Source organism: Pseudomonas sp. s4 (genome assembly GCF_046764235.1).
Classification (GTDB): domain Bacteria; phylum Pseudomonadota; class Gammaproteobacteria; order Pseudomonadales; family Pseudomonadaceae; genus Aquipseudomonas; species Aquipseudomonas asiatica.
In genome coordinates, this window is record NZ_CP177209.1 from 2565016 (window position 1) to 2584904 (window position 19889).

Here is a 19889-nt window from a genome sequence, read left to right on the forward strand (position 1 = left end):
CGTCAGAGCGTTCCGATGATCGCCAGCTCAGCCTTGAGCCGGGCTGCATCCAGTTGTTCGAAAGGCAATGCGAGAAATGCCTTTTTTCTCGGCAGTGGTCAGCAGCAGGCAGCGACGCGCTGAGGGCGGTCACCCATGGTGTCCAGTCGTTTGGCGCTGGTGCTCAACCATTCGCGATTGGCTTCCAGCGTGGTTACCAGCACATCGCGTACCCAGGCGGGCAGTTCTGGATGCAGGCGGTAGTAAACCCATTGGCCCTGCCTGCGGTCTTCAAGCAGGCCGCAGGTGCGCAGTTGTGCGAGGTGGCGAGAAACCTTGGGTTGGCTTTCTTCCAGGGCGCAGATCAGTTCACAGACGCACAGCTCTTCCTCGCGAGCGATCAGCAGCATCATCCGAATGCGGTTCTCGTCGGCGAGGCATTTGAAGACCTGGGTCGGGGTCAGCGAGTCAGTCATGGGCGTTCTCGGCGCGGGCAGCTGGTGCCTATGGCGGGGCATTCAATGTATATGTTTTTTCGAATATACGGATTTTCGAATGTATTGCAAGGCCGCCGGATCTGTTCTGCGCACCTTGTGAAAGCAACGGCCTTGCTCAATTCCCAAAACTGGCGCGATCCCTGTGGGAGCGGCCTTGTGTCGCGAAAGGGCTGCAAAGCAGCCCCAGCAATTTCAACTGTTGCGCATCAAGCCTGGGGCCGCTTTGCGGCCCTTTCGCGACACAAGGCCGCTCCCACAGGGTCCCTGTCAACTTGATGAGGCACGGTAGCGTTCTGTCAATCAAGGCTGTGCAAATACGTTTAACATGCTCCAGGCCTGCCCCCATCGTTGAAGAGATCTGTATGGAGTTACGTCAGCTTCGCTATTTCCTGAGTGTTCTGGAGTACGGCAGCCTTGGCAGGGCTGCGGTCGAGCTAGGGGTTGGCGCCTCGGCTTTGAGCCAGCAGTTGTCGAAGCTGGAGAGCGAGGTGAGTACCCGGCTTTTGACGCGTTCGAGCACCGGCGTAGCGCCGACCGCGGCCGGACTGGCCTTCGAATACCATGCGCGTCTTGCGCTTCGTCAGGCGGAACATGCTGTGCTGGCAGCTCAAAGTGGCCGCATGAGCGGCTATGCCAGCGTGGGGCTGGCTCCGACCACGGCTTCGATTCTTGGCCTTGCCTTGATCGACAGGATGCGCGAACGCTATCCCGACATCCGGCTGCACCTGGTGGAAATGCTGTCTGGTTATCTGATGAACCAGCTCAATGCCAGGCACCTTGACCTGGCGGTGCTGTTCCAGGCAGAGACGGGGCCGCGCCTGGAGGTGCGGGGGCTGCTGACGGAGCGGCTGTTCGTGCTGGTTCCCGCACCGCTGGTCAAGGACGGCTGGGGCGAGTCGCTCACATTGCAACAGATCGCGACGTTGCCGTTGGTGATGCCCAGCAACCAGCATGGATTGCGCACGACGTTGCGCTCGATTTTCGAGCGGGCAGGGCTGGAGGCCAGCATCGTCATGGAAGTCGATGGCCTGTCGCTGTTGATGGATTGCGTGTGTGCGGGCCATGCCGCCACCATCCAACCTGGCGCGACAGTGGCCCGGGCGCATCAGGCGGGCCTGCGCGTGTTTGCTGTCGACGAAGCCCTGGCGCAGCGTCGCAATGTGATTGTCAGCCTGACTGATGACGAGCTCTCACCGGCGGCGCTGGCTACGCGGATCGTACTGCAGGACGTTGCCCGGGAGCTGGTGGAGCAGGGCCGATGGCCAGGCGCACGGCTGCTTTGACCCAGGCGACGGGGGCGCTTGTTCCGACCCTTTAGAAAAACTGAATGCCTCCCCCCGACCATCGCGTTTCGCGGTCTGCGGGCGCTCATTAAAGTCCCCGGTCACGAGGAGCAGCCGAACATTCGGCTCTTCGTGATCTGGAGGCGAAATGATCGATGTGCTAGTCATCGGAGGGGGCAATGCCGCCCTCTGTGCCGCGCTGATGGCGCGAGAGGCCGGAGCCAGCGTGCTGCTGCTCGAGGCCGCACCCCGCGCCTGGCGTGGTGGCAACTCACAACACACGCGCAACCTGAGGTGCATGCATGATGGACCGCAGGATGTGCTGGTCGAGGCGTACCCGGAAGAAGAATTCTGGCAGGACCTGCTGAAGGTTACCGGTGGCCAGACCGACGAAAAGCTTGCGCGGCTGGTGATTCGCGCGTCCTCCAGTTGTCGCGGGTGGATGCGCCGCCATGGCGTGCATTTTCAGCCCTCATTGTCGGGTGCGCTGCACACAGCAAGGACCAACGCCTTCTTCATGGGCGGCGGCAAGGCACTGGTCAATGCCTACTTTCGCAGCGCCGAAAACCTTGGCGTACAGATACGCTACGACACGCCAGTAGCCGACATCGAACTGCAGGGCGGACGCTTCGTCGCGGCCCATGTGCCGGCGCGTGAGGTTCAGGGGCGACACCTGCCTGCCGAGCGCATCGAGGCGCGTACCTGTGTGCTTGCCGCCGGCGGCTTCGAGTCCAACCGTGAGTGGTTGCGCGAGGCGTGGGGGCAGAACGAGCGAGGGGAGTGGCCTTCGGACAATTTCCTGATCCGTGGCACGCGCTTCAATGACGGGGTGCTGTTGCGCCGCATGATCGAACAGGGCGCCGACACGATTGGCGACCCGACCCAGGCGCACATGGTGGCGATCGATGCTCGTGCGCCGTTGTACGACGGCGGCATTTGCACGCGCATCGATTGTGTGTCGCTGGGCGTGGTGGTCAACCGCGATGGCCAGCGCTTCTACGATGAAGGCGAGGATTTCTGGCCCAAGCGCTATGCCATCTGGGGGCGCCTGGTGGCGCATCAGCCTGGGCAGGTGGGGTTCTCTATCATCGACCAGAAAGCTCCCGGGCGCTTCATGCCACCGGTTTTTCCGGGTGCCACTGCCGATAGCCTGGAGGCGTTGGCCGGCCTGCTCGGTTTGCCTGTGCAGGCCTTCCTCGAAACCGTGCATGCCTACAACCGAGCCTGCCAGGTGGGCACTTTCGACCACACCCGGCTGGACGACTGCCACACCGCAGGCCTGGAACCGGCGAAAAGCCACTGGGCGCGCCCGATCGATACGCCGCCTTATTACGGCTACCCGCTGCGCCCTGGCGTGACTTTCACCTACCTGGGGCTGCGCACCGATGAAACCGCCGCCGTCCATTTCGACGGGCGTCCCAGCCCGAACCTGTTCGTTGCCGGTGAAATGATGGCGGGCAATGTACTGGGCAAGGGCTACACCGCAGGCGTCGGCATGTCCATCGGCACCGCCTTCGGCCGTATCGCCGGGACCAGCGCTGCTGCGGCGGCGGGTTACGAACATCCAGAAAAAGAGAAGAGCCATGACTGCGCAACTGCCTGAGCCACGCCAGCCTGACACCGCCGGGCCGGCCCTCGAACTGATCCCGGTATTGAACGTCGAGGAGCAGGAAGTGGACCGGCAAATGCGGATCTGCAATGCCTGCCGTTACTGCGAGGGCTTTTGCGCGGTTTTCCCGGCGATGACCCGCAGGCTGGAGTTCGGCAAGGCCGATATCCATTACCTGGCCAACCTGTGCCACAACTGCGGCGCCTGCCTGCATGCCTGCCAGTACGCGCAGCCCCACGAATTCGCGGTGAACGTGCCCCAGGCGATGGCCAAGGTGCGGGGGCAGACATACGCCGAGTACGCCTGGCCGGCCCTCTTCGGGCGGCTGTACAGGCACAACGGCACCTATGTCGCCAGTGCATTGGCCGTAGCCTTGTCGCTGTTCCTGCTGCTGACCTTGTTCGTCAACGGCACGCTGCTGCCCGGGCGGTTGGCTGGGAATTTCTATGCGGTCTTCCCGCACAACACCCTGGCACTGATGTTCGGTAGCGTCTTTGCCGCTGCAGCGCTGGCCCTGGCGGTGGCGGTACGTCGCTTCTGGCGCTCGGTCTCGCCTGCCGAGGCGCTGGCGCAACCGGCCAAAGGGGCGGTGTTCGAGGCATCAAGCGCGGTGTTGACCCTGAAATACCTCGACGGTGGGCACGGTCAAGGTTGCAACAATGCCGATGATCGCTACACGCTCTGGCGCCGTCGCTTCCATCACTTCACCTTCTACGGCTTCATGCTGTGCTTTGCCGCCACGGTGGTCGCCACCGGTTATCACTACCTGCTGGGCCAGCAGGCGCCGTACCCGCTGCTGAGTGCACCGGTGTTGCTCGGAACCCTGGGCGGAATTGGCTTGATTGTCGGGCCGGCCGGGTTGCTGGCGCTGAACCTGCGCAGGGCGCCGGAGCAGGGCGATGTGGCCCAGCGCCCCATGGACCGGGCCTTCATTCTGCTTCTGCTGTTGGTCAGCGCCACAGGCCTCGCCTTGCTGGGCCTGCGTGATACCGCAGCGATGGCGATCGTGCTGGCGCTTCACCTGGGGACGGTGATGGCGCTGTTCATCACGCTGCCCTATGGCAAGTTTGCCCATGGCCTGTTCCGCAGCGCGGCACTGCTCAAGTTTGCAATCGAGAAGCGCCGGCCCAACAAGCTGGGCCTGGGCGGGGAGTGAACCATGAACTCAGTCCGTATTTCCCCTGCGCCGTGCCGAGCCGGAAGCAAGGCATTTCGTTCAACGGTTGGGCCACTTGTCCAGCAGGATCGACACGAACTTCTCCGCTGCCGGCGACAGCGACGCCCCTCTGCGGTAGACCAACCCCAGGGTGCGGGTTACCTGGGGCTCGATCAGCGGCACGCTGACCAGCGTCGGGTGGTCGGCGCTGGGCATGGCCAGGCTGGGCATGGCCGACACGCCCAGCCCGGCCTCGACCATGCCCAGCGAGGTCGACAGGTGCTGAACCTCATAGAACCACTTGGGCCGCAGGTTGAGCCCGGACAGGGCATGGTCCAGCAGCATCCGGTTACCGCTAAGCCGGCCTACGCCGATCAGGCGGTAGTCGGCCAGTTCTGTCCAGGTGACGGCCTCACGGTTCGCCAGCTTGTGGTCCCTGCGGCAGGCCAGCACGAAGTGCTCCTGTACCAGGGAGACGAACTCGATGTCCGGGTGCTGGCCACTCATCATGTTGATGCCGAAATCGGCTTCACCCCGCAGCACGGCTTCGAGCCCGTCGTTGGCACTGAGGTCCAGCAGACGAATGCGGATCTTGGGGTATTGCTCGTTGTAGTCGCGGATCACCGATGGCAGGAAATAGAACGCTGCGGTCGGAATACAGGCGAGGGTTACCTGGCCGGTCTGTCGTTCTGCGAGTTCGCGAATGCTCAGGATCGAGTCTTCGAAGTCATCCAGCAGGCGCCTGGCCTTGGGCAGGAAGTCACGCCCGACGCTGGTCAGACTGACGCGACGAGTAGTGCGTTCCAGCAACGAAGTGCCCAAGCCTTCCTCGAGCTTCTTGATCCGTCGGCTCAAGGCGGGCTGGGACAGGTGCAGCGCTTCTGCGGCTTCGTGGAAGCTGCCGAGTTCGGCGATTTTCACGAAAGATCGTATGTCTTGCAGCTCATATTCCATCTCGGATCGCTCTTGGCATTGGGTTCGGTATTGATGCTCAAATCGGAACAATAACTACGATATTTGCATTGGATTGATTTATCCATCCCTGTCAATCTTTTGTCCACAGCATCAATGATGTCCATTGATCAACAAGAGTGCGAAATCATGCAACGAATTCCTTGCGTACTCATGCGCGGTGGCACCTCCAAGGGCCCCTTTTTCCATGCATGGGACCTTCCTGCCAATGTGGTCGAACGCGACGAATTGCTGATCAACCTGATGGGTTCCGGGCATGAACTGGAAATCGACGGCATCGGTGGCGGTAGCCCGCAGACCAGCAAGGTAGCGATTGTCAGCCCCTCGCTGCATGCCGACGCCGACGTCGACTACCTGTTCGTGCAGGTCATGGTCGCCCAGCGCCGGGTTGATACGGCGCCCAACTGCGGCAACATGCTGTGCGCCGTTGGCCCGTTCGCCATCGAGCAAGGTCTTGTCAAAGGCCAGGACGGCAAGACGCTGGTGCGTATTCGCAACCTGAACACCGGCACTTTCGTCAATTCGCTGGTGGAAACCCCCGGCGGCATCGTGCGCTATGAAGGCCGCACGGCGATCGATGGCGTACCGGGCACTGCCGCCCCGGTACACCTGACCTTCCTCGATGCGGTCGGCAGCAAGACCGGCAAACTGTTCCCGACTGGCAAGGCCAAGGATGTGATCGACGGCGTTGCAGTCACCTGCATCGACATGGCCATGCCGATGATGGTGGTGGAGGCCAGCCAGCTGGGCGTCACCGGCTCGGAATCCCCGGCCGAACTCGACGCCAACGGCGAACTGCTCGAGCGCCTCGAGGCGTTGCGCCTGAAGGCCGGCAAGGCCATGGGCCTGGGTGATGTCAGCGGCATGGTCATCCCCAAGCCTGTTCTGGTGTCCAAGCCCCGTTATGACGGCACGTTGCAGGTTCGCTACTTCATGCCACACAACTGCCACCGCGCCTTGGCCATCACCGGAGCGATAGGGCTGGCGACTGCCTGCGTCAGCCCAGGTACGGTGATCGGCGATCTGCTGGGCGAGGGCGCCGTGCAGTTGACCGAAGTGCGTCTGGAACATCCAAGCGGCGGTATTGATGTCGCGCTGTCGCGCAGTGGCGCAGATGGCAAGACGATTCAGGCCTCTGTGGTGCGAACCGCCCGGCGGTTGTTCTCAGGCTTCGTTTACGCGCCTACATTCCGCAGGTTGGCGGGGTAGGCCCAGGCGGTAGTCCAGACCTGTACATTCGCAACAAGCGCATCCGCACAATTTCAACAATGGGTGATGCCTCATGAGACTCGCCAAATCGCTGTACTTCCAGATCCTCTGCGCCGTCCTGCTGGGCGTGGTGGTCGGTCACTTCTGGGCGCAACAGGCCGTTGCGCTCAAGCCCCTGGGTGATGCGTTCATCAAGCTGATCAAGATGATGATCGCGCCGGTGGTCTTCTGCACCATCGTCACCGGTATCGCCGGGATGACCGACAAGCGCTCCCTCGGGCGTTTGATGAGCAAGACCTTGCTGCTGTTCCTGGTATTGACTGTCATCAGCCTGATGATCGGCCTGGCAGCGGTATACCTGTTCCGTCCTGGTGTCGGCATGAACATCGACCCTGCCACTCTCAGCACTGCGGGGCTCGGCCAGTACGCCGCATCTGCGGCGAAGCTCAGCGTGGTCGACTTCTTCATGCATATCATTCCCGACACGTTCATCGGGGCGTTCAACAAGGGTGAAGTGTTGCCAGTGCTGTTCATCGCGGTGCTCAGCGGCTTCGCCTTGTCTTCGATGGGCGAGAAGGGCAAGCCGGTACTCGATGTGCTGGAGTCTGCCTCGACCATGGTGTTTCGCATCTTTGGCTACCTGATGCGTTTCGCACCGGTCGGCGCCTTCGGTGCCCTGGCCTTCACCGTCGGGCAGTATGGCGTGACGTCCCTGGGTGCACTGGCCAAGCTGGTAGGTACGCTCTACATCGCCTGTGCGTTTTTCGTGCTGGTGGTGCTTGGCGGCATCTGCCGTGCCCATGGCTTCAGCTTGTGGAAGCTGCTGCGCTATTTCCGCGAGGAGTTTCTGGTGGTGCTCGGCACCTCGTCCACCGAGCCTGTACTGCCGCGCATGCTGGAAAAGCTGGAGAAACTGGGCTGCAAGAAAGGTGTGGTCGGGCTGGTACTGCCAACCGGTTACTCCTTCAACCTCGACGGTACTGCCATCTACCTGTCGTTGGCGGCGGTCTTCATCGCTCAAGCTTGCAACATCGACCTGAGCCTTGGCCAGACGGTGACGATGCTGGCGATCATGCTGTTGTCGTCAAAAGGCGCGGCGGGTGTGACCGGTAGTGGTTTCGTTGCGCTGGCTTCGACCTTGACCGTCATTCACGACATCCCATTGGCAGGGCTTGCCTTGCTGATCGGCATCGATCGCTTCATGTCCGAGGCGCGTGCCCTGACCAGCCTGGCCAGCAATGCCGTGGCCACGGTGGTCATCTCGCTGTCGGAGAATGCCTGTGAGCGGGAAACCTTGCTGCGCCGCCTGAACGGCATTCCGGCTGCACCGGACGAGGCGGATATTGCGCAGGCCGACTGGTCTGCCGAGCCCCGGCATCACGGCTGAAAAGCCTCTTCACCTTCCCTAGTTGACTTAGAATCCCACTCAGCATCCCAGCGATGCCGAGTGGGGTAGGGGGCCGTCTGCCTTGCCGATGGCCGCAATAGAATAAAAACAAGAGAAAAGACCATGCTCGTACTCCTGGGCCTGATCATGGTGGTGACCTTCACCTACCTGATCATGAGCAAACGCCTGTCGCCAATCGTTGCGCTCACCGTGGTACCCATTGTCTTTGCAGTGATCGGCGGCTTCGCCCCCGAGCTGGGCAAGATGATGCTCGATGGCTTGAAAATGGTGGCGCCCTCGGCGGCCCTGTTGTTGTTCGCCATCCTGTTCTTCGGCCTGATGATCGATGCCGGCCTGTTCGACCCGCTGATCCGCAAGATCCTCAAGCGCGTCAATGGCGACCCGGTCAAGATCGCCATCGGTACCGCGCTGCTCTCGCTGTTGGTGGCGCTCGACGGTGATGGCACCACCACCTACATGATTACCTGTGCGGCCATGCTGCCGCTGTACAAGCGCATCGGCATGAACCCGATGATCCTGGCCACGGTATCCATGCTGTCGCTGAGCATCATGAGTGGCATGAGCCCTTGGGGTGGGCCGGCCACCCGGGCCATTGCCGCGCTCGGGCTGGATGCGACCGAGTATTTCATCCCGATGCTGCCCACCGTGATCGGCGGTGCGGCCTGGGTGGTGTTCACCGCGTTCCTGCTGGGCCGCGCCGAGCGCCGACGCATCGGCAACATCGCCCTGGAGTCGGGTGGCGGCAACTGCTACATCAAGGAGATCCTCGGCGAGAGCCCACATAAGCGCCCACGCCTGGCGTATGTGAACCTGGTGCTGGTGATTGCCGTCATGGCAGCGCTGGTGATGGGCGTGATGCATTCCGCACTGTTGTTCATGATCGGTTTCGTCGCGGCGCTGATGATCAACTACCCGCAGCTGGATCTGCAGAAAGAGCGCATCCTCGCCCATTCTGGCAATGCCATGACAGTGGTACTGCTGGTATTCGCCGCAGGCATCTTCGCGGGGATCTTCTCGGGTACCAAGATGGTCGATGCGCTGGCTCAGACCCTGGTCGACTGGATTCCCGAGGCGTGGAGCCACTGGTTCCCGCTGGTGGTGGCGCTGACCAGCATGCCGCTGACCTTCGTACTGTCCAACGACGCTTACTACTTTGGCGTGGTGCCGATCCTTGCCAACGCTGCGGCCGCCTACGGCATCGACCCGGTTGAAATCGCCCGCGCCTCGGTGCTGGGGCAGCCAGTGCACCTGATGAGCCCGCTGGTGGCCTCGACCTTGCTGCTGGTGGGCATGGTCGATCGCGACATCGGCGACTTCCAGAAGGCCACCGTGAAATGGGCGGTGCTGACATCACTGGTCATCACCGCACTGGCCTTGGTCACGGGTGCCTTGTCCTTCTTCGTCTGATCTGCTTCGGGCGCCGCTGGCGCCCACCTCATCCAAGAACAACAACAGAGTATCGAAAATGTCCCGAACTGTTTTCCGCCGGGCCACCTGTGGCCTGCTTTGCGGCTGGCTGCCTGTGGCCGGCGCTGCCGGATTCATCGACGACGGCAAGCTCAAGCTGCAGCTGCGCAACGTTTACTTCAACGAAAACTTCCGCGACGAACAAGGCATGAGCGCCCGTGCTGCTGCAACTGCAAAGAGCGAGCGGGTGGAATGGGCGCAGGGTTTTCTGCTCGACTACCAATCAGGGTTCACCCAAGGCCCGCTGGGCCTGGGGCTCGATGCCTTGGGGCTTGTAGGCGTCCGTCTCGATTCGGGCCGCGGCCGCAGCGGTACCGGCTTGCTGCCGGTGCATGACGATGGCCGTGCCGCGGACGAGTTCGCCAGTGCCGGGGTAACCGCCAAGGCGCGACTGGGGCAGACCATCGTCAAGCATGGCACCTTGCTGCCCAAGACACCGGTGCTGGTGTACAACGATGCACGATTGTTGCCTCAGACCTACCAGGGTACGCAGCTGACCAGTACCGATGTCGATGGCCTGACCCTGACCGCCGGCCACCTGGACCGCTTCAAGCAGCGGGACTCCTCGGACAGCACCGGTCTGTTCCTGGATGGTTATGGTGGCGGCGAGTCTGGCGATTTCAACTTTGCCGGTGCCGACTATGCCGTCAGCAAGCAGCTGCGCCTGAGCTATTTCCACGGCCAGCTCGAACACTTCTATCGCCAGGACTATGCCGGCCTGGTACACGACCTGCCGTTGGGTGGAGGGGTGTTCACCACCGACTTGCGCTATTTCAAGAGCCGCGACAGCGGAGCCGCTCATGGCGGCCAGATCGACAATGACATGTTCAGCGGGCAGTTGTCCTATACCCACTCCGGGCACACTGTCGGTGCCGGTTACCAGGTGCTCGACGGCGAGGCAGGGCTGCCGTACATCAGCGGCGCGACGGTTTACTCGTTCAGTAACGTTGGCATAGGCAAGTTCATCGAGGAGGAAGAGAAAACCTGGATGGCGAGCTACGCCTACAACTTTGCAGCGGCCGGTGTGCCCGGGCTGACCTTCATGGCGCGTTACCTGAGCGGGGACAACGGTCGTTCCGGTGAAGCCGGGCTCAGCGAGTGGGAGCGTGATGTGGAGCTTGCCTACGTGGTGCAATCCGGGCCTGTGAAAGGTCTGGGTGTGAAGCTTCGCAACTACGTCTACCGCTCTGACTTTTCCCGAGGGCGCGACAGCAACCGGATCTACCTGACCTACGATATTGCGATCTGGTAATGCGGCCGTGCGAGCATGCATGCCTCGAGGTGCTTGCTCGCACGCGTTTCATGCTTTGGACGGCTGTGGCGCTTTCCTGCCCAGTCGGATCAGCTCATTGGAGAAGCACAGGCCGAAGAGAATTAGCCCGGCCCCCAGGTACAACGTGTCCCGCGGTACTTCATTGAGCACCACGAACGCCAGCAGTGCGGCAAACAGCGGCTCGGTCAGCTCCAGCGCCTGGACTTGCGAGGGTTTCAGGTACTCGATGGCCTTGGTGGTACAGAAGAAGCCGAGGATAGTCGGCAACGCAGCCAGCGCCAGCAATGCCAGGACCGCTCCCAGCGACAGTTCACCAATGATGAACCCATCGGTTGCAGCCGGCATCAGCAGGTAGAGACTGCCGAAAAACAATAGTTGCCGAGTGAAATGCAGCCCCCCGGAAACGCCCATGCGCTTCATGGCAACCGAAAATGCACCGTAGCCGCAGCCCCCAGTCGCAGCAAGCATTGCGCCTTGCAGCGTGAAGCCTTGGTCCAGGTCGGCTCCAAAAATCACGGCAATACCGGCTATGGTCAAACCGGCGCCTACTGTCGCATTGGCGGTGATTGGATCCTTGAGGACTATCCGTCCCAGTAATATCGAAGAAATGGACGCGCTTGCCATCAGGATCACCACGACGCCTGCCGCGGCGTAATGGCTATAGGCCGAAGTCTCAAAGTGGAACAGCACAAAAATGCCGAGAAAGGCGCAAACGGCGGCATGGAACCATTTGGCCGTATGCAGTGGCCGCTTGAGGATCAGTAGCAGTGCTGACAGCAACAGGCAGCCGAGGACTGTTTTTATCAGGGCGATGCTGCTGGAACTGAATCCACTGTTCATCAATACCTTGCTGAGTACACCGATCGTTGCATTCAGTGCAGCGGCGCAGAGTGCAAAGAGCAAGCCTTTGCTGAATTGAGATTGCATTTATACATTCCTTGTTATTTGGCTTTATGTCTTCGACCGGTCGACATGGAGGCGATTGCGGCCGGCCTGCTTGGCGATATAGAGCGCCCGGTCGGCGCGCTCAATCAGTGATGGCGCGCTGTCCAGGGCCGTACCTTTGGAGCAGGCGATGCCGATACTGGCGGTTATGTGTCCGAATGGGCTGCCGTTGTGAGGGATGGCTTGCAAAGCCAGGCGCTCGAGCATCAGCCTGCCGACGACGGCCGCTCCATCGTTGTCGGTATCGGGCAGGATTACCGCCATTTCCTCCCCCCCGTAGCGTGCCAGCAGGTCGCGAGGGCGGCGAATGCAGGAAGAGAGCAGGGAGGCTATCTGCTGCAGGCAGGCATCGCCCGCCGGATGCCCGTAGGTGTCGTTGTAGGGTTTGAAATGATCGATGTCGATCATCAGCAAAGCCAGCGTGGTGCCATTGCGATGGGCCGTGCGGATTTCCTGAGTCAGCGCTTCGTCAAAGCAGCGCCGGTTGGCAAGCCCCGTGAGCGCATCGTGCATCGCCAGGCTCTCGAGCTGCTGGTTGCTGTCGAGTAGCCGTTGCTGGGTCAGTCGAAGCTCGCTTTCGACCGCATTTCGCCGGCTCATGGCGCGAATCAACAGCCAGCCAATGGCCCCGGTCAGTGCCAGCAGCACAGCGACCACCAGCGTTGACAGCAGCGCCTCGAGCCGCCAGGCCGAGAGTGCCTCCTGCTTGCCCAGCGCGACCGTTGTCACCAAAGGTAGCTTGTCGCTCTTGCGAAACGCATAGAGGCGCTCCACGCCGTCCAGGCTGGAGGTGAACGATGCAGTGCCTGCTGACTGGTCGACGAGATACTTGGTAAAGATGGGCGACTTCGAAAAGTTGCGACCCATGTCCTGTTCCCGAAACGGGTAGCGCACCAGCATGGAACCGTCGGTATAGGCCAGCCCGATGGCACCCTCATGGCCGACATCGAGTTTGCCGAATAGCTGCAGGAAGTTCTCCACGCCAAGCGTCATGGCGACAACGCCGGCGAATTCGCCATGGTCATCGTTGAACCGTCGGCTGATGGTGATCACCCATTCCTGGTTGACGCGGCTACGGATTGGCAGGCCGATGAAAGGGTCGCGGGACGGGTCGTCACGATGGTGTATGAAAAAGGCGCGGTCGCTGCTGTTGGCACCGACGGGGGTCGGCTGGTTGGACGACATCAGCCAGCGTCCGTCCCTGGCGTAGATCATGATGCCGCTCATTGGCGGCATCAATGGTTGCTGGCGCTTGACCAGTTGATCCAGCCGCTCGATCTGCGCAGGTCCGGAGCCTTCGGTTTCCAGGCGCTCGACCAGCCCGAGCAGTAGCATTGAGCTCTGACGGACAATACCTTCCGAATAGGTGGACAATGCCTGGGTCAGGTTAAGGCCATGGACATTGACGTCTTCCAGGGCACGCTCGCGAGAAGCCATGACCTTCCACAGCGTTAGCGAGGCGAGAGAGCAACCGATGACCGATAGCAGTAGCACAACGAGGTGGATGTCACGCTTCACGTCAATTCACACGCCTTTTTCCCTAAAGACCAAGTTGAGCGTCGGCACGCTTTAACTAACCAGACGGTCAGGAAGTAACCATCCGGTTCATGTGCAACAATATAACACCGAAGTTGCTGGAATGTTCGACAGAATCACGCGTTCTATCAGAACCCGTTTGTTATCTTCCGGCAGGGTATGCAGAAGTATCAACATGACGATTGGGCAAGTAACCCTCAACGTAGCGCACCGTCTTTTCCAAAGTTCGCGTCATGTCGGGATGGGCCAACTGATACTTTCGTTCCAGTTGCTGGCTGTCGTTCATGTCGAACCGCTGCGTCTGGATGAAGTTCAGTGACTCCGCGCTGATCGATAATCGGTTGGCCAGTCCTGGAATCGCCAACAGCCACTTCAGCAACCCTATGGGTACATGGCGGCGGGGGGGCTCTATATCCAGCGTTTGTGCCATTTGCTCAAGCATACCCTGCAGGTTCGGCGTGTGCTCATACAGCGCCAGGACCTGCCGGTTGACCATTGATGGGTCGAACGCCACGCAGGTCATCATCTTTACCAGGTAATCAACGCTGACCAGCGGCAACCAGTGCCTGGCGGAGCCGGGGACAGCCTTGAACCGGCCCAGTGCCAGGTTTCTGATGAGGTCCACCAGAGGTTGACCTTCAGGGATATGCCCACTCTCGCTGTGACCACATACCGTAGCAGGATGAACGATCGAGTAATCTGCGCCTACCTCCTGCATGTAACGGACGACCGAGAAATGGGACTCCAGCTTGCTGCCTTCGTAGCCCCCGACACGGCCGTATACTGCAGGCCAATTGGTGTTTTCAGGGTGCGCGTTATCAACCCCGATACTTGCAAGATGGGTAAGGTTCTGCAGCATATAACCGCCAGCCATCAGCAAGCGGATACGCTGGCTCGCCGCAAGCCTGGCGACCCTCAGCGCCCCGTGTACGTTGACTGCGCGGGCCTGTTCCATTGTAAGGCCCCAGGTAAACTGCGCCGCGAGGTGAAAGACCACGGCGGCCGAAGTTACGCATTGCCTGTCTGCTTCGCTGAGTCCAAGCCCATCCCTGCTGATGTCTCCTTCAACTGCGTTTAAATACGCGGGATTACCTCCCAGTTGGCCTACCTGCTCTTTGAGGCGTTCGATGTTTGCAGGGTTGCGCATGAGCACCCAGGTCTTGTGCCCTGTCGCGGTAAGATGGGCCAGCAGATGTTGACCCACAAACCCACTGCCGCCAGTGACGAAGCATTCCACGCTCATATCTGAATCCTTGTCTGGATGATCGGCGCAGGCTAAGGTGTAGAGCCTACTCTACAGTCAAGGAATTTTTATCGTGAATGTCGGAGAGTTGGAGCGCCGGAGTGGGGTGGGCCGCCATACATTGCGTTATTACGAGCAACTCGGGCTTATCGTGGCCCATCGCCAAGCCAACAATTACCGCAGCTACAGCGACCAGACCGTTGTCGATCTGGCCTTTATTCAAAGTGCCCAGAGCGGCGGTTTTTCGCTCGCCGAGATTGGCGAAATCCTTGTGGCCAAGCGCGGTAACACGATCGATTGCGCCCAAGGCGCGATGTTGGTAGCCGGCAAGATGGCCGAAATTCAAGCGAAGATCACCACGCTGCAAGCCGCCTATGTGTTTCTGGATGCGGAGCGTGCAAAGCTGGAAGCCAGTGCCATTGCCAACGGTCTGACCATTCCTCGCCCTCTCTCGGTTTAGCATGGCTCGATGCTGTAGCTTGTTTATTCGCAATTATTTCTCATTTACACTTGTGTCTTGTTTTCGAGGCCTACCTCTTATCCAGGATGCATCGTGTCGTTCGATCCCGCCAAACCGTCGCTGCTGTCTACATTGGTCCGTCACTATGACGAGCTGGTGGACCACATTCGCCGACGCTTCGGCGACAGAAGCGTGGCGCGCGATGTAGTGCATGACGTGTGTGTGCAGTTGCTTGAGCGCGGTGAGAAAGAAGACGTCAGAACCCCACTGGCCCTGCTACGAAAAATCTCCCACGACACCGCCGTGAGCCGCTATCGTAGCGATCGCCGCCGAGGCGCCTGGGTAGAGGCAATTTCCGAGCTGCCAGAGGTGGCCTGCCCGGCAGCCACCCCGGTGACCAGGTATGACAGCGCGCGCGAGTTTCAATTGCTCGTCAACGCTATCGCAGACCTCCCACCACGCTGCCAGGCTGTTTTCGTCATGCACAAGATTCACGAAATCCCCCAGGCAGAAGTAGCTGCGCGCCTCGGTATTTCCCTGAAGACTGTGGAAAAGCATCTGCGCCTGGGGTTGGCGGCGTGCAGGCAACGGCTTGGGCGCGATGAGGTGCATCCATGACCAAGCAGCCCGAACAGGCGCCATTGGACGAGGCACTGGGGCGACATCGTGAAGAGCTCAAGCAGCTGTTCCCCATGCCGCCGTTCAGGCCAGCGCCCTCCAAAGCGGTGAAGTCGGCCGGCATTACACTAGCGGTTGCGATCGCCTTTGCGGCCCTGGCGTGGCTGAACCCTGCCTACAAGAGCGAGCGTTTCGCTACCGCCATTGGTGAGCGGCGCGCTGTGCTGCTGAGCGATGGAAGCAAGCTGCTGCTCGACAGTGGCACGCATGTCGATATCAGTTGGCGTCTGCTCAGCCGCGAAGTCGACCTGCGCGCAGGGCAGGCGCTTTTCGATGTGTCCTCGGCCGTGTACCGCCCCTTCGTAGTGTCCGCTGGCATGGCGAAAGTCGAGGTGCTCGGTACGCTGTTCAATGTCCGCCGGCTGGATAACGACGCGGTGCGTGTGACCCTGGCCCGTGGGCGCGTGGACGTCACCGCTGCAACTGCAGCACAGGCGCCTGTCACCCTGAGGCCAGGGCAACAGGTCGACTCGATTGGCGGGCAACTGATGCCGGTTGCAAAGGCTGACGCCTCCAAGGCGATGGCATGGAAAGATGATCGCATCGTGTTCGAGCAGACGCCGCTGGATGAAGCGGTGTCGTTGTTGCGCCACTATCGCAAGGCCCCCATCGAGCTGAGCGACCCAAGCCTGGCCGCACTCCAGGTGACGGGGGTGTTCGAAGCGCGCAATGTCGACCTGCTACTGGATCTGCTGCCCAGCATCCTGCCTGTCGCCGTGCTGCAGGTAGGGGACGGCAGCGTCCGGATTCAACGCAAACCGACAAGAAAATAATTCTCAGGCGCAGGTAGGGTTTCTCGATCCCCATGGCGGCTACTGAAAAAGCCCAACCACAAAAAGGAACTCGAGAAGTGCATTTTCCCCTCCGCAGTCGCCAGCTACGCCTGTCATTGCTTGCCAGTAGCCTGCTCATCGCAATGTCGGCCCAGGGCCGGGAAAAGGTGAACGTGGATCTCCCCGCTGCACCGCTGGGCGAGGCCATCAACGCGCTCGCACAGCAGTCTTCGGTACAGATCATCTTCGCCAGCGATCTTGGTGCAGGCCGAAACGCGCCTGCGGTGAAGGGGCGGTTCACACCCGAGGAAGCACTTCAAACGCTGCTCAAGGATACTGGCTTGCAGGTACAGGCCAAGGATGAGCGCACGTTCGTCATCGTCGCGCAGGGGGGCCCTGCATCAAGTGCTGGAATCCAGAGCGGACCCGTGGAAATGGCCCAGACGGAAATCACCGCCTCGCGCACCAGCAGCAGCCTGGTTTCCGCGACGCGGCAATCCACCATTCTCGAGCATGAACAACTGCAGGAGCTGCGCCAGGGGTCAGAGAGCCTGGCTACGGTACTGGCCAAGGCGGTTCCCGGCATGTCCGACTCCAGCCGCACCGTCACCGAGTATGGCCAGACCCTGCGCGGGCGCAGCATGCTGGTCATGGTCGACGGGGTGCCGCTCAATACCAACCGCGACTCCTCGCGCAACCTGGCCAACATCGACCCGGCACTGATCGAACGGGTCGAAGTCATTCGTGGCAGCAGCGCCATCTACGGCAGCGGCGCCACGGGGGGCATCATCTCCATTACCACACGGCCCGCGGGTGGTGAAAACCGCGCCGAAACCAGCCTGAGCGCGACCTCGCCGCTGACCCGCCTTGGCAGCGATGGCCTGGGGGGGCAGTTCCAGCAATATTTCGCCGGCTCTCAGGGCGCGGTGGACTACTCGTTCGACTTCGGTACCCGCCATATCGGTGCCTCGTATGATGCGCACGGTGACCGGATCGCCCCGGAGCCAAGCCAAGGCGACCTGTTCGATTCGAACATCTACAACATTGGCGGCAAGCTGGGGCTGCACATTGACGAGAACCAGCGAGTGCAGCTTGCAGTCAGCCACTACGATGCCCGCCAGGACACCGATTACGCTACCGACCCAAGCGTCGCGAAACTCCCTGCTGGCTCTGTGCCGGCCAATGCGATCAAGGGCCTGGATCTTGACGAGCAGAACCGCATTCGCAACACGCTGGTGAACCTGGAGTATGAAAATCTCGACATCCTCGGGAGCCGGCTTTCTGCCCAGATGTACTACCGGGACTACTTCACACGCTTCACCCCGTTCGATGCCCGTGCCGTTGCCACCCGCGGCGGCAATGTTGACCAGATCATGCAAAACAGCGAAGTCTTCGGAAGCCGCCTGACGCTGCGCACGCCAATTGGCGACAGCGGCAGTACCGAACTGGTGTGGGGTGGTGACTATAACCAGGAGCGCAGCGACATGCCGCTCGATGTCTTCGACCCGGCGGCTTATGACGCCAGTGGCGGCCTGGTTTTCGACAAGACCGGCAAGCTCACCTACATGCCCCCGCTGAGGACGCGAAGCGCCGGTGCCTTCGCCCAGCTGCAGCATCGCTTCGATGAGCATTGGTCGGTCGACGGCGGCCTGCGCTACGAATACTCCACCGCCGAATTCGATGACTTCGTTCCGTTGTCCGAGTCCACGGCTGCCTCCCCGGTGGCGGTGAAGGGTGGCGACATTCATTACGATGCGGTGCTGTCGAACCTGGGCATCGTCTACTCGCCGGTACTCGGCCAGGAAATCTACGCCTCCTTCAGCCAGGGCTTCCAGTTGCCCGACGTGGGCATCCAACTGCGCAATGCGCGCCGTGGCTTCGACATCGGCGCATCGAACCTGGAACCGGTCAAGACCAACAACTATGAGCTTGGCTGGCGAGGAGACCTGGGCAGCAACACACTCGGCACCCTGGCGCTGTTCTACACCACCTCCAAACTGGGGGATGTACAAAGTTTCAACAACGGCCTGATTCTGACCCGCACCAAGGAGCGTATCTACGGTGCTGAAGCCAGTGCCGATTGGCTGTCGGACGATGCTGTGTGGGGCGCAGGGGGGAGTGCGACCTGGATGCGCGGACGAGAAAAACCGGACGGTAAAGACTGGCAAGACATGACCGGCTATCGCGTTCCGCCGCTGAAGCTGACCGCCTACGTGCAATACAAGCCGACCCTGGATTGGAGCAACCGCTTGCAAGCCACGTTCTTCGATGCCAAGGACTACAGGCTCGATGGGGTGGACAGCTTTGGTCGACATCAGGTTAGCAGTTATACGACAGTCGACCTGGTCAGCCAGTACCAGATCTCCGCAGACGACAAGGTGAGCGTCGGCATCCAGAACCTGTTCAACCGCGACTACTACCCGCTCTACAGCCAGTTGCTGCGCAATAACAACAACACCAGCCACTTGCCGGCACCCGGCACGGTATTGACTGCCAGTTACACGCACAATTGGTAAGGTAGTGAAAAACCACCGGGCTCGATGTCGGCCCCGGTGGTCATTGTCATGTTTCACACCAATAGCTGGCTTGTAGGGTAGGGAGTCTACGATGGAACGGTCTTGCACCACTTATTATCTGGAAATGGTCTCGGCATCCGAGCTGAAGGAAAAACCACAGCCTCACGAACTCCAGATCATTGAATGTGAAGTGCCTCAGGCGGAATTCAATCGGTTTCTGTACAAGCTGGTAGGCACACCTTGGGAGTGGGGCGATCTTGACACCTGGGGGATTTCTGACTGGCAGGCACTCGTCGAACAGGATTGCCACCGTACCTGGGTTGCCTATTACCGTGGTGCGATAGCTGGCTATTACGAGCTCTATCGCCCCGATGGCAGTAACGCAGAGATACGCTACTTCGGGCTGGCACCTCAATTCCTGGGGTGTGGCTTCGGCGGAGCGCTCCTGAGCCATGCTGTCCGATCTGCGTGGGGATGGAGCGGTACAGAGCGGGTGTGGGTACATACCTGCACCTTCGACCATCCTGCCGCGCTTCGAAATTATCAGGCGCGAGGGTTCCGTATCTTCAAGCAAGAGGAGACGGAAGCAAGCCAATAAGCGCTTTTTCATGAAGGCGCATTCGCCTTTGCCGGATTTTGGGGCTGTAGCTTCCGACGGGATGGTGCTGAAGGCAGTCTGTGGCTGCCTATTTTCATTTTTCGATATTAAAATCCATTTTTTCATTTTTTATAACAATAAATGTTCGCAAGTTGCCGAATTGATGCTGAATAACGCAATCGAGGTAAGCCAGGTTCTGTGTAAATTGGATCCAATATTTTGGCTTGTCCACCACGGGCAAGTACAAGGTGTTACACAGGGCGGCGGCAAAAACTGAGTGCAACACC

The 19889-nt window shown here is 60.5% G+C and carries 18 protein-coding genes and 1 pseudogene; 13 read left to right on the top strand and 6 right to left on the bottom strand.

Features of this window, described 5'->3' with window-relative positions:
- Positions 1 to 2: 2 nt before the first annotated feature.
- Both ACK56M_RS12095 and ACK56M_RS12100 read right to left on the bottom strand, forming a co-directional pair.
- A pseudogene (locus ACK56M_RS12095) lies at positions 3 to 89 on the bottom strand (arsenate reductase ArsC); the annotation flags it as partial.
- A 9-nt stretch (positions 90 to 98) separates the two neighbouring features.
- A complete protein-coding gene (locus ACK56M_RS12100) occupies positions 99 to 455 on the bottom strand; it encodes a metalloregulator ArsR/SmtB family transcription factor (protein ID WP_013972227.1) in 357 nt (118 codons plus the stop codon).
- A 383-nt stretch (positions 456 to 838) separates the two neighbouring features.
- Between ACK56M_RS12100 and ACK56M_RS12105 the strand changes: the two genes are divergently transcribed.
- The 3 genes from ACK56M_RS12105 (at position 839) to tcuB (ending at position 4524) form a co-directional block, all read left to right on the top strand.
- Entirely contained in the window at positions 839 to 1759 is a 921-nt protein-coding gene (locus tag ACK56M_RS12105) for a LysR family transcriptional regulator (protein WP_013972228.1), read from the top strand.
- A gap of 148 nt (positions 1760 to 1907) precedes the next feature.
- Positions 1908 to 3362 carry an FAD-dependent tricarballylate dehydrogenase TcuA gene (gene tcuA, locus ACK56M_RS12110; protein ID WP_100413439.1) on the top strand — a complete coding sequence of 485 codons (1455 nt, stop codon included), beginning with the start codon at positions 1908 to 1910 and terminating at the stop codon, positions 3360 to 3362.
- On the top strand, positions 3343 to 4524 hold the full coding sequence (tcuB, locus tag ACK56M_RS12115) for a tricarballylate utilization 4Fe-4S protein TcuB (RefSeq protein WP_054573822.1): 1182 nt from the start codon (positions 3343 to 3345) through the stop codon (positions 4522 to 4524). The genes tcuA and tcuB overlap by 20 nt, the downstream gene beginning before the upstream one ends.
- Before the next feature lie 60 nt (positions 4525 to 4584).
- On the opposite strand, the gene ACK56M_RS12120 is transcribed toward tcuB, so the two are convergent.
- Positions 4585 to 5478, bottom strand: a complete 894-nt coding sequence (locus tag ACK56M_RS12120) for a LysR family transcriptional regulator (protein WP_013972231.1) — start codon at positions 5476 to 5478, stop codon at positions 4585 to 4587.
- A 147-nt stretch (positions 5479 to 5625) separates the two neighbouring features.
- Between ACK56M_RS12120 and ACK56M_RS12125 the strand changes: the two genes are divergently transcribed.
- From ACK56M_RS12125 to ACK56M_RS12140, 4 genes are all read left to right on the top strand, one after another.
- On the top strand, positions 5626 to 6705 hold the full coding sequence (locus tag ACK56M_RS12125) for a 4-oxalomesaconate tautomerase (protein WP_015270082.1): 1080 nt from the start codon (positions 5626 to 5628) through the stop codon (positions 6703 to 6705).
- Between the two features lie 73 nt (positions 6706 to 6778).
- Positions 6779 to 8092, top strand: a complete 1314-nt coding sequence (gene dctA, locus ACK56M_RS12130; protein WP_003256769.1) for a C4-dicarboxylate transporter DctA — start codon at positions 6779 to 6781, stop codon at positions 8090 to 8092.
- Between the two features lie 123 nt (positions 8093 to 8215).
- On the top strand, positions 8216 to 9520 hold the full coding sequence (locus tag ACK56M_RS12135) for a CitMHS family transporter (protein WP_411959484.1): 1305 nt from the start codon (positions 8216 to 8218) through the stop codon (positions 9518 to 9520).
- Between the two features lie 58 nt (positions 9521 to 9578).
- A complete protein-coding gene (locus tag ACK56M_RS12140) occupies positions 9579 to 10832 on the top strand; it encodes an OprD family porin (protein WP_015270083.1) in 1254 nt (417 codons plus the stop codon).
- Between the two features lie 48 nt (positions 10833 to 10880).
- Here ACK56M_RS12140 and ACK56M_RS12145 read toward each other — a convergent pair whose 3' ends face one another.
- The 3 genes from ACK56M_RS12145 to ACK56M_RS12155 all read right to left on the bottom strand — a co-directional run bounded on the left by ACK56M_RS12145 (position 10881) and on the right by ACK56M_RS12155 (position 14577).
- Positions 10881 to 11780 (bottom strand): DMT family transporter, encoded by a 900-nt coding sequence (locus ACK56M_RS12145; protein ID WP_100413440.1) that lies wholly within the window; start codon positions 11778 to 11780, stop codon positions 10881 to 10883.
- Positions 11781 to 11804: 24 nt separating this feature from the next.
- Entirely contained in the window at positions 11805 to 13316 is a 1512-nt protein-coding gene (locus tag ACK56M_RS12150; RefSeq protein WP_100413441.1) for a sensor domain-containing diguanylate cyclase, read from the bottom strand.
- Between the two features lie 160 nt (positions 13317 to 13476).
- A complete protein-coding gene (locus ACK56M_RS12155; RefSeq protein WP_015270086.1) occupies positions 13477 to 14577 on the bottom strand; it encodes an SDR family oxidoreductase in 1101 nt (366 codons plus the stop codon).
- 73 nt (positions 14578 to 14650) lie between these two features.
- On the opposite strand from ACK56M_RS12155, the gene ACK56M_RS12160 reads away from it, so the two are divergent.
- The 6 genes from ACK56M_RS12160 to ACK56M_RS12185 all read left to right on the top strand — a co-directional run bounded on the left by ACK56M_RS12160 (position 14651) and on the right by ACK56M_RS12185 (position 19879).
- Positions 14651 to 15037, top strand: a complete 387-nt coding sequence (locus ACK56M_RS12160; RefSeq protein ID WP_411959485.1) for a MerR family transcriptional regulator — start codon at positions 14651 to 14653, stop codon at positions 15035 to 15037.
- Positions 15038 to 15130: 93 nt separating this feature from the next.
- Positions 15131 to 15655 carry an RNA polymerase sigma factor gene (locus ACK56M_RS12165; protein WP_015270088.1) on the top strand — a complete coding sequence of 175 codons (525 nt, stop codon included), beginning with the start codon at positions 15131 to 15133 and terminating at the stop codon, positions 15653 to 15655.
- Positions 15652 to 16488: a FecR family protein gene (locus tag ACK56M_RS12170; RefSeq protein WP_411959486.1), complete on the top strand. Its 837-nt coding sequence runs from the start codon at positions 15652 to 15654 to the stop codon at positions 16486 to 16488. Before ACK56M_RS12165 ends, ACK56M_RS12170 begins: the two co-directional genes overlap by 4 nt.
- 77 nt (positions 16489 to 16565) lie before the next feature.
- The gene (locus tag ACK56M_RS12175; protein ID WP_100413442.1) at positions 16566 to 19004 is read left to right on the top strand and encodes a TonB-dependent siderophore receptor; all 2439 of its coding nucleotides are present in this window, start codon (positions 16566 to 16568) and stop codon (positions 19002 to 19004) included.
- A gap of 91 nt (positions 19005 to 19095) precedes the next feature.
- Positions 19096 to 19602 (top strand): GNAT family N-acetyltransferase, encoded by a 507-nt coding sequence (locus tag ACK56M_RS12180; RefSeq protein WP_015270091.1) that lies wholly within the window; start codon positions 19096 to 19098, stop codon positions 19600 to 19602.
- 10 nt (positions 19603 to 19612) lie between these two features.
- Positions 19613 to 19879: a hypothetical protein gene (locus ACK56M_RS12185; RefSeq protein WP_411959487.1), complete on the top strand. Its 267-nt coding sequence runs from the start codon at positions 19613 to 19615 to the stop codon at positions 19877 to 19879.
- Positions 19880 to 19889 lie beyond the last annotated feature (10 nt).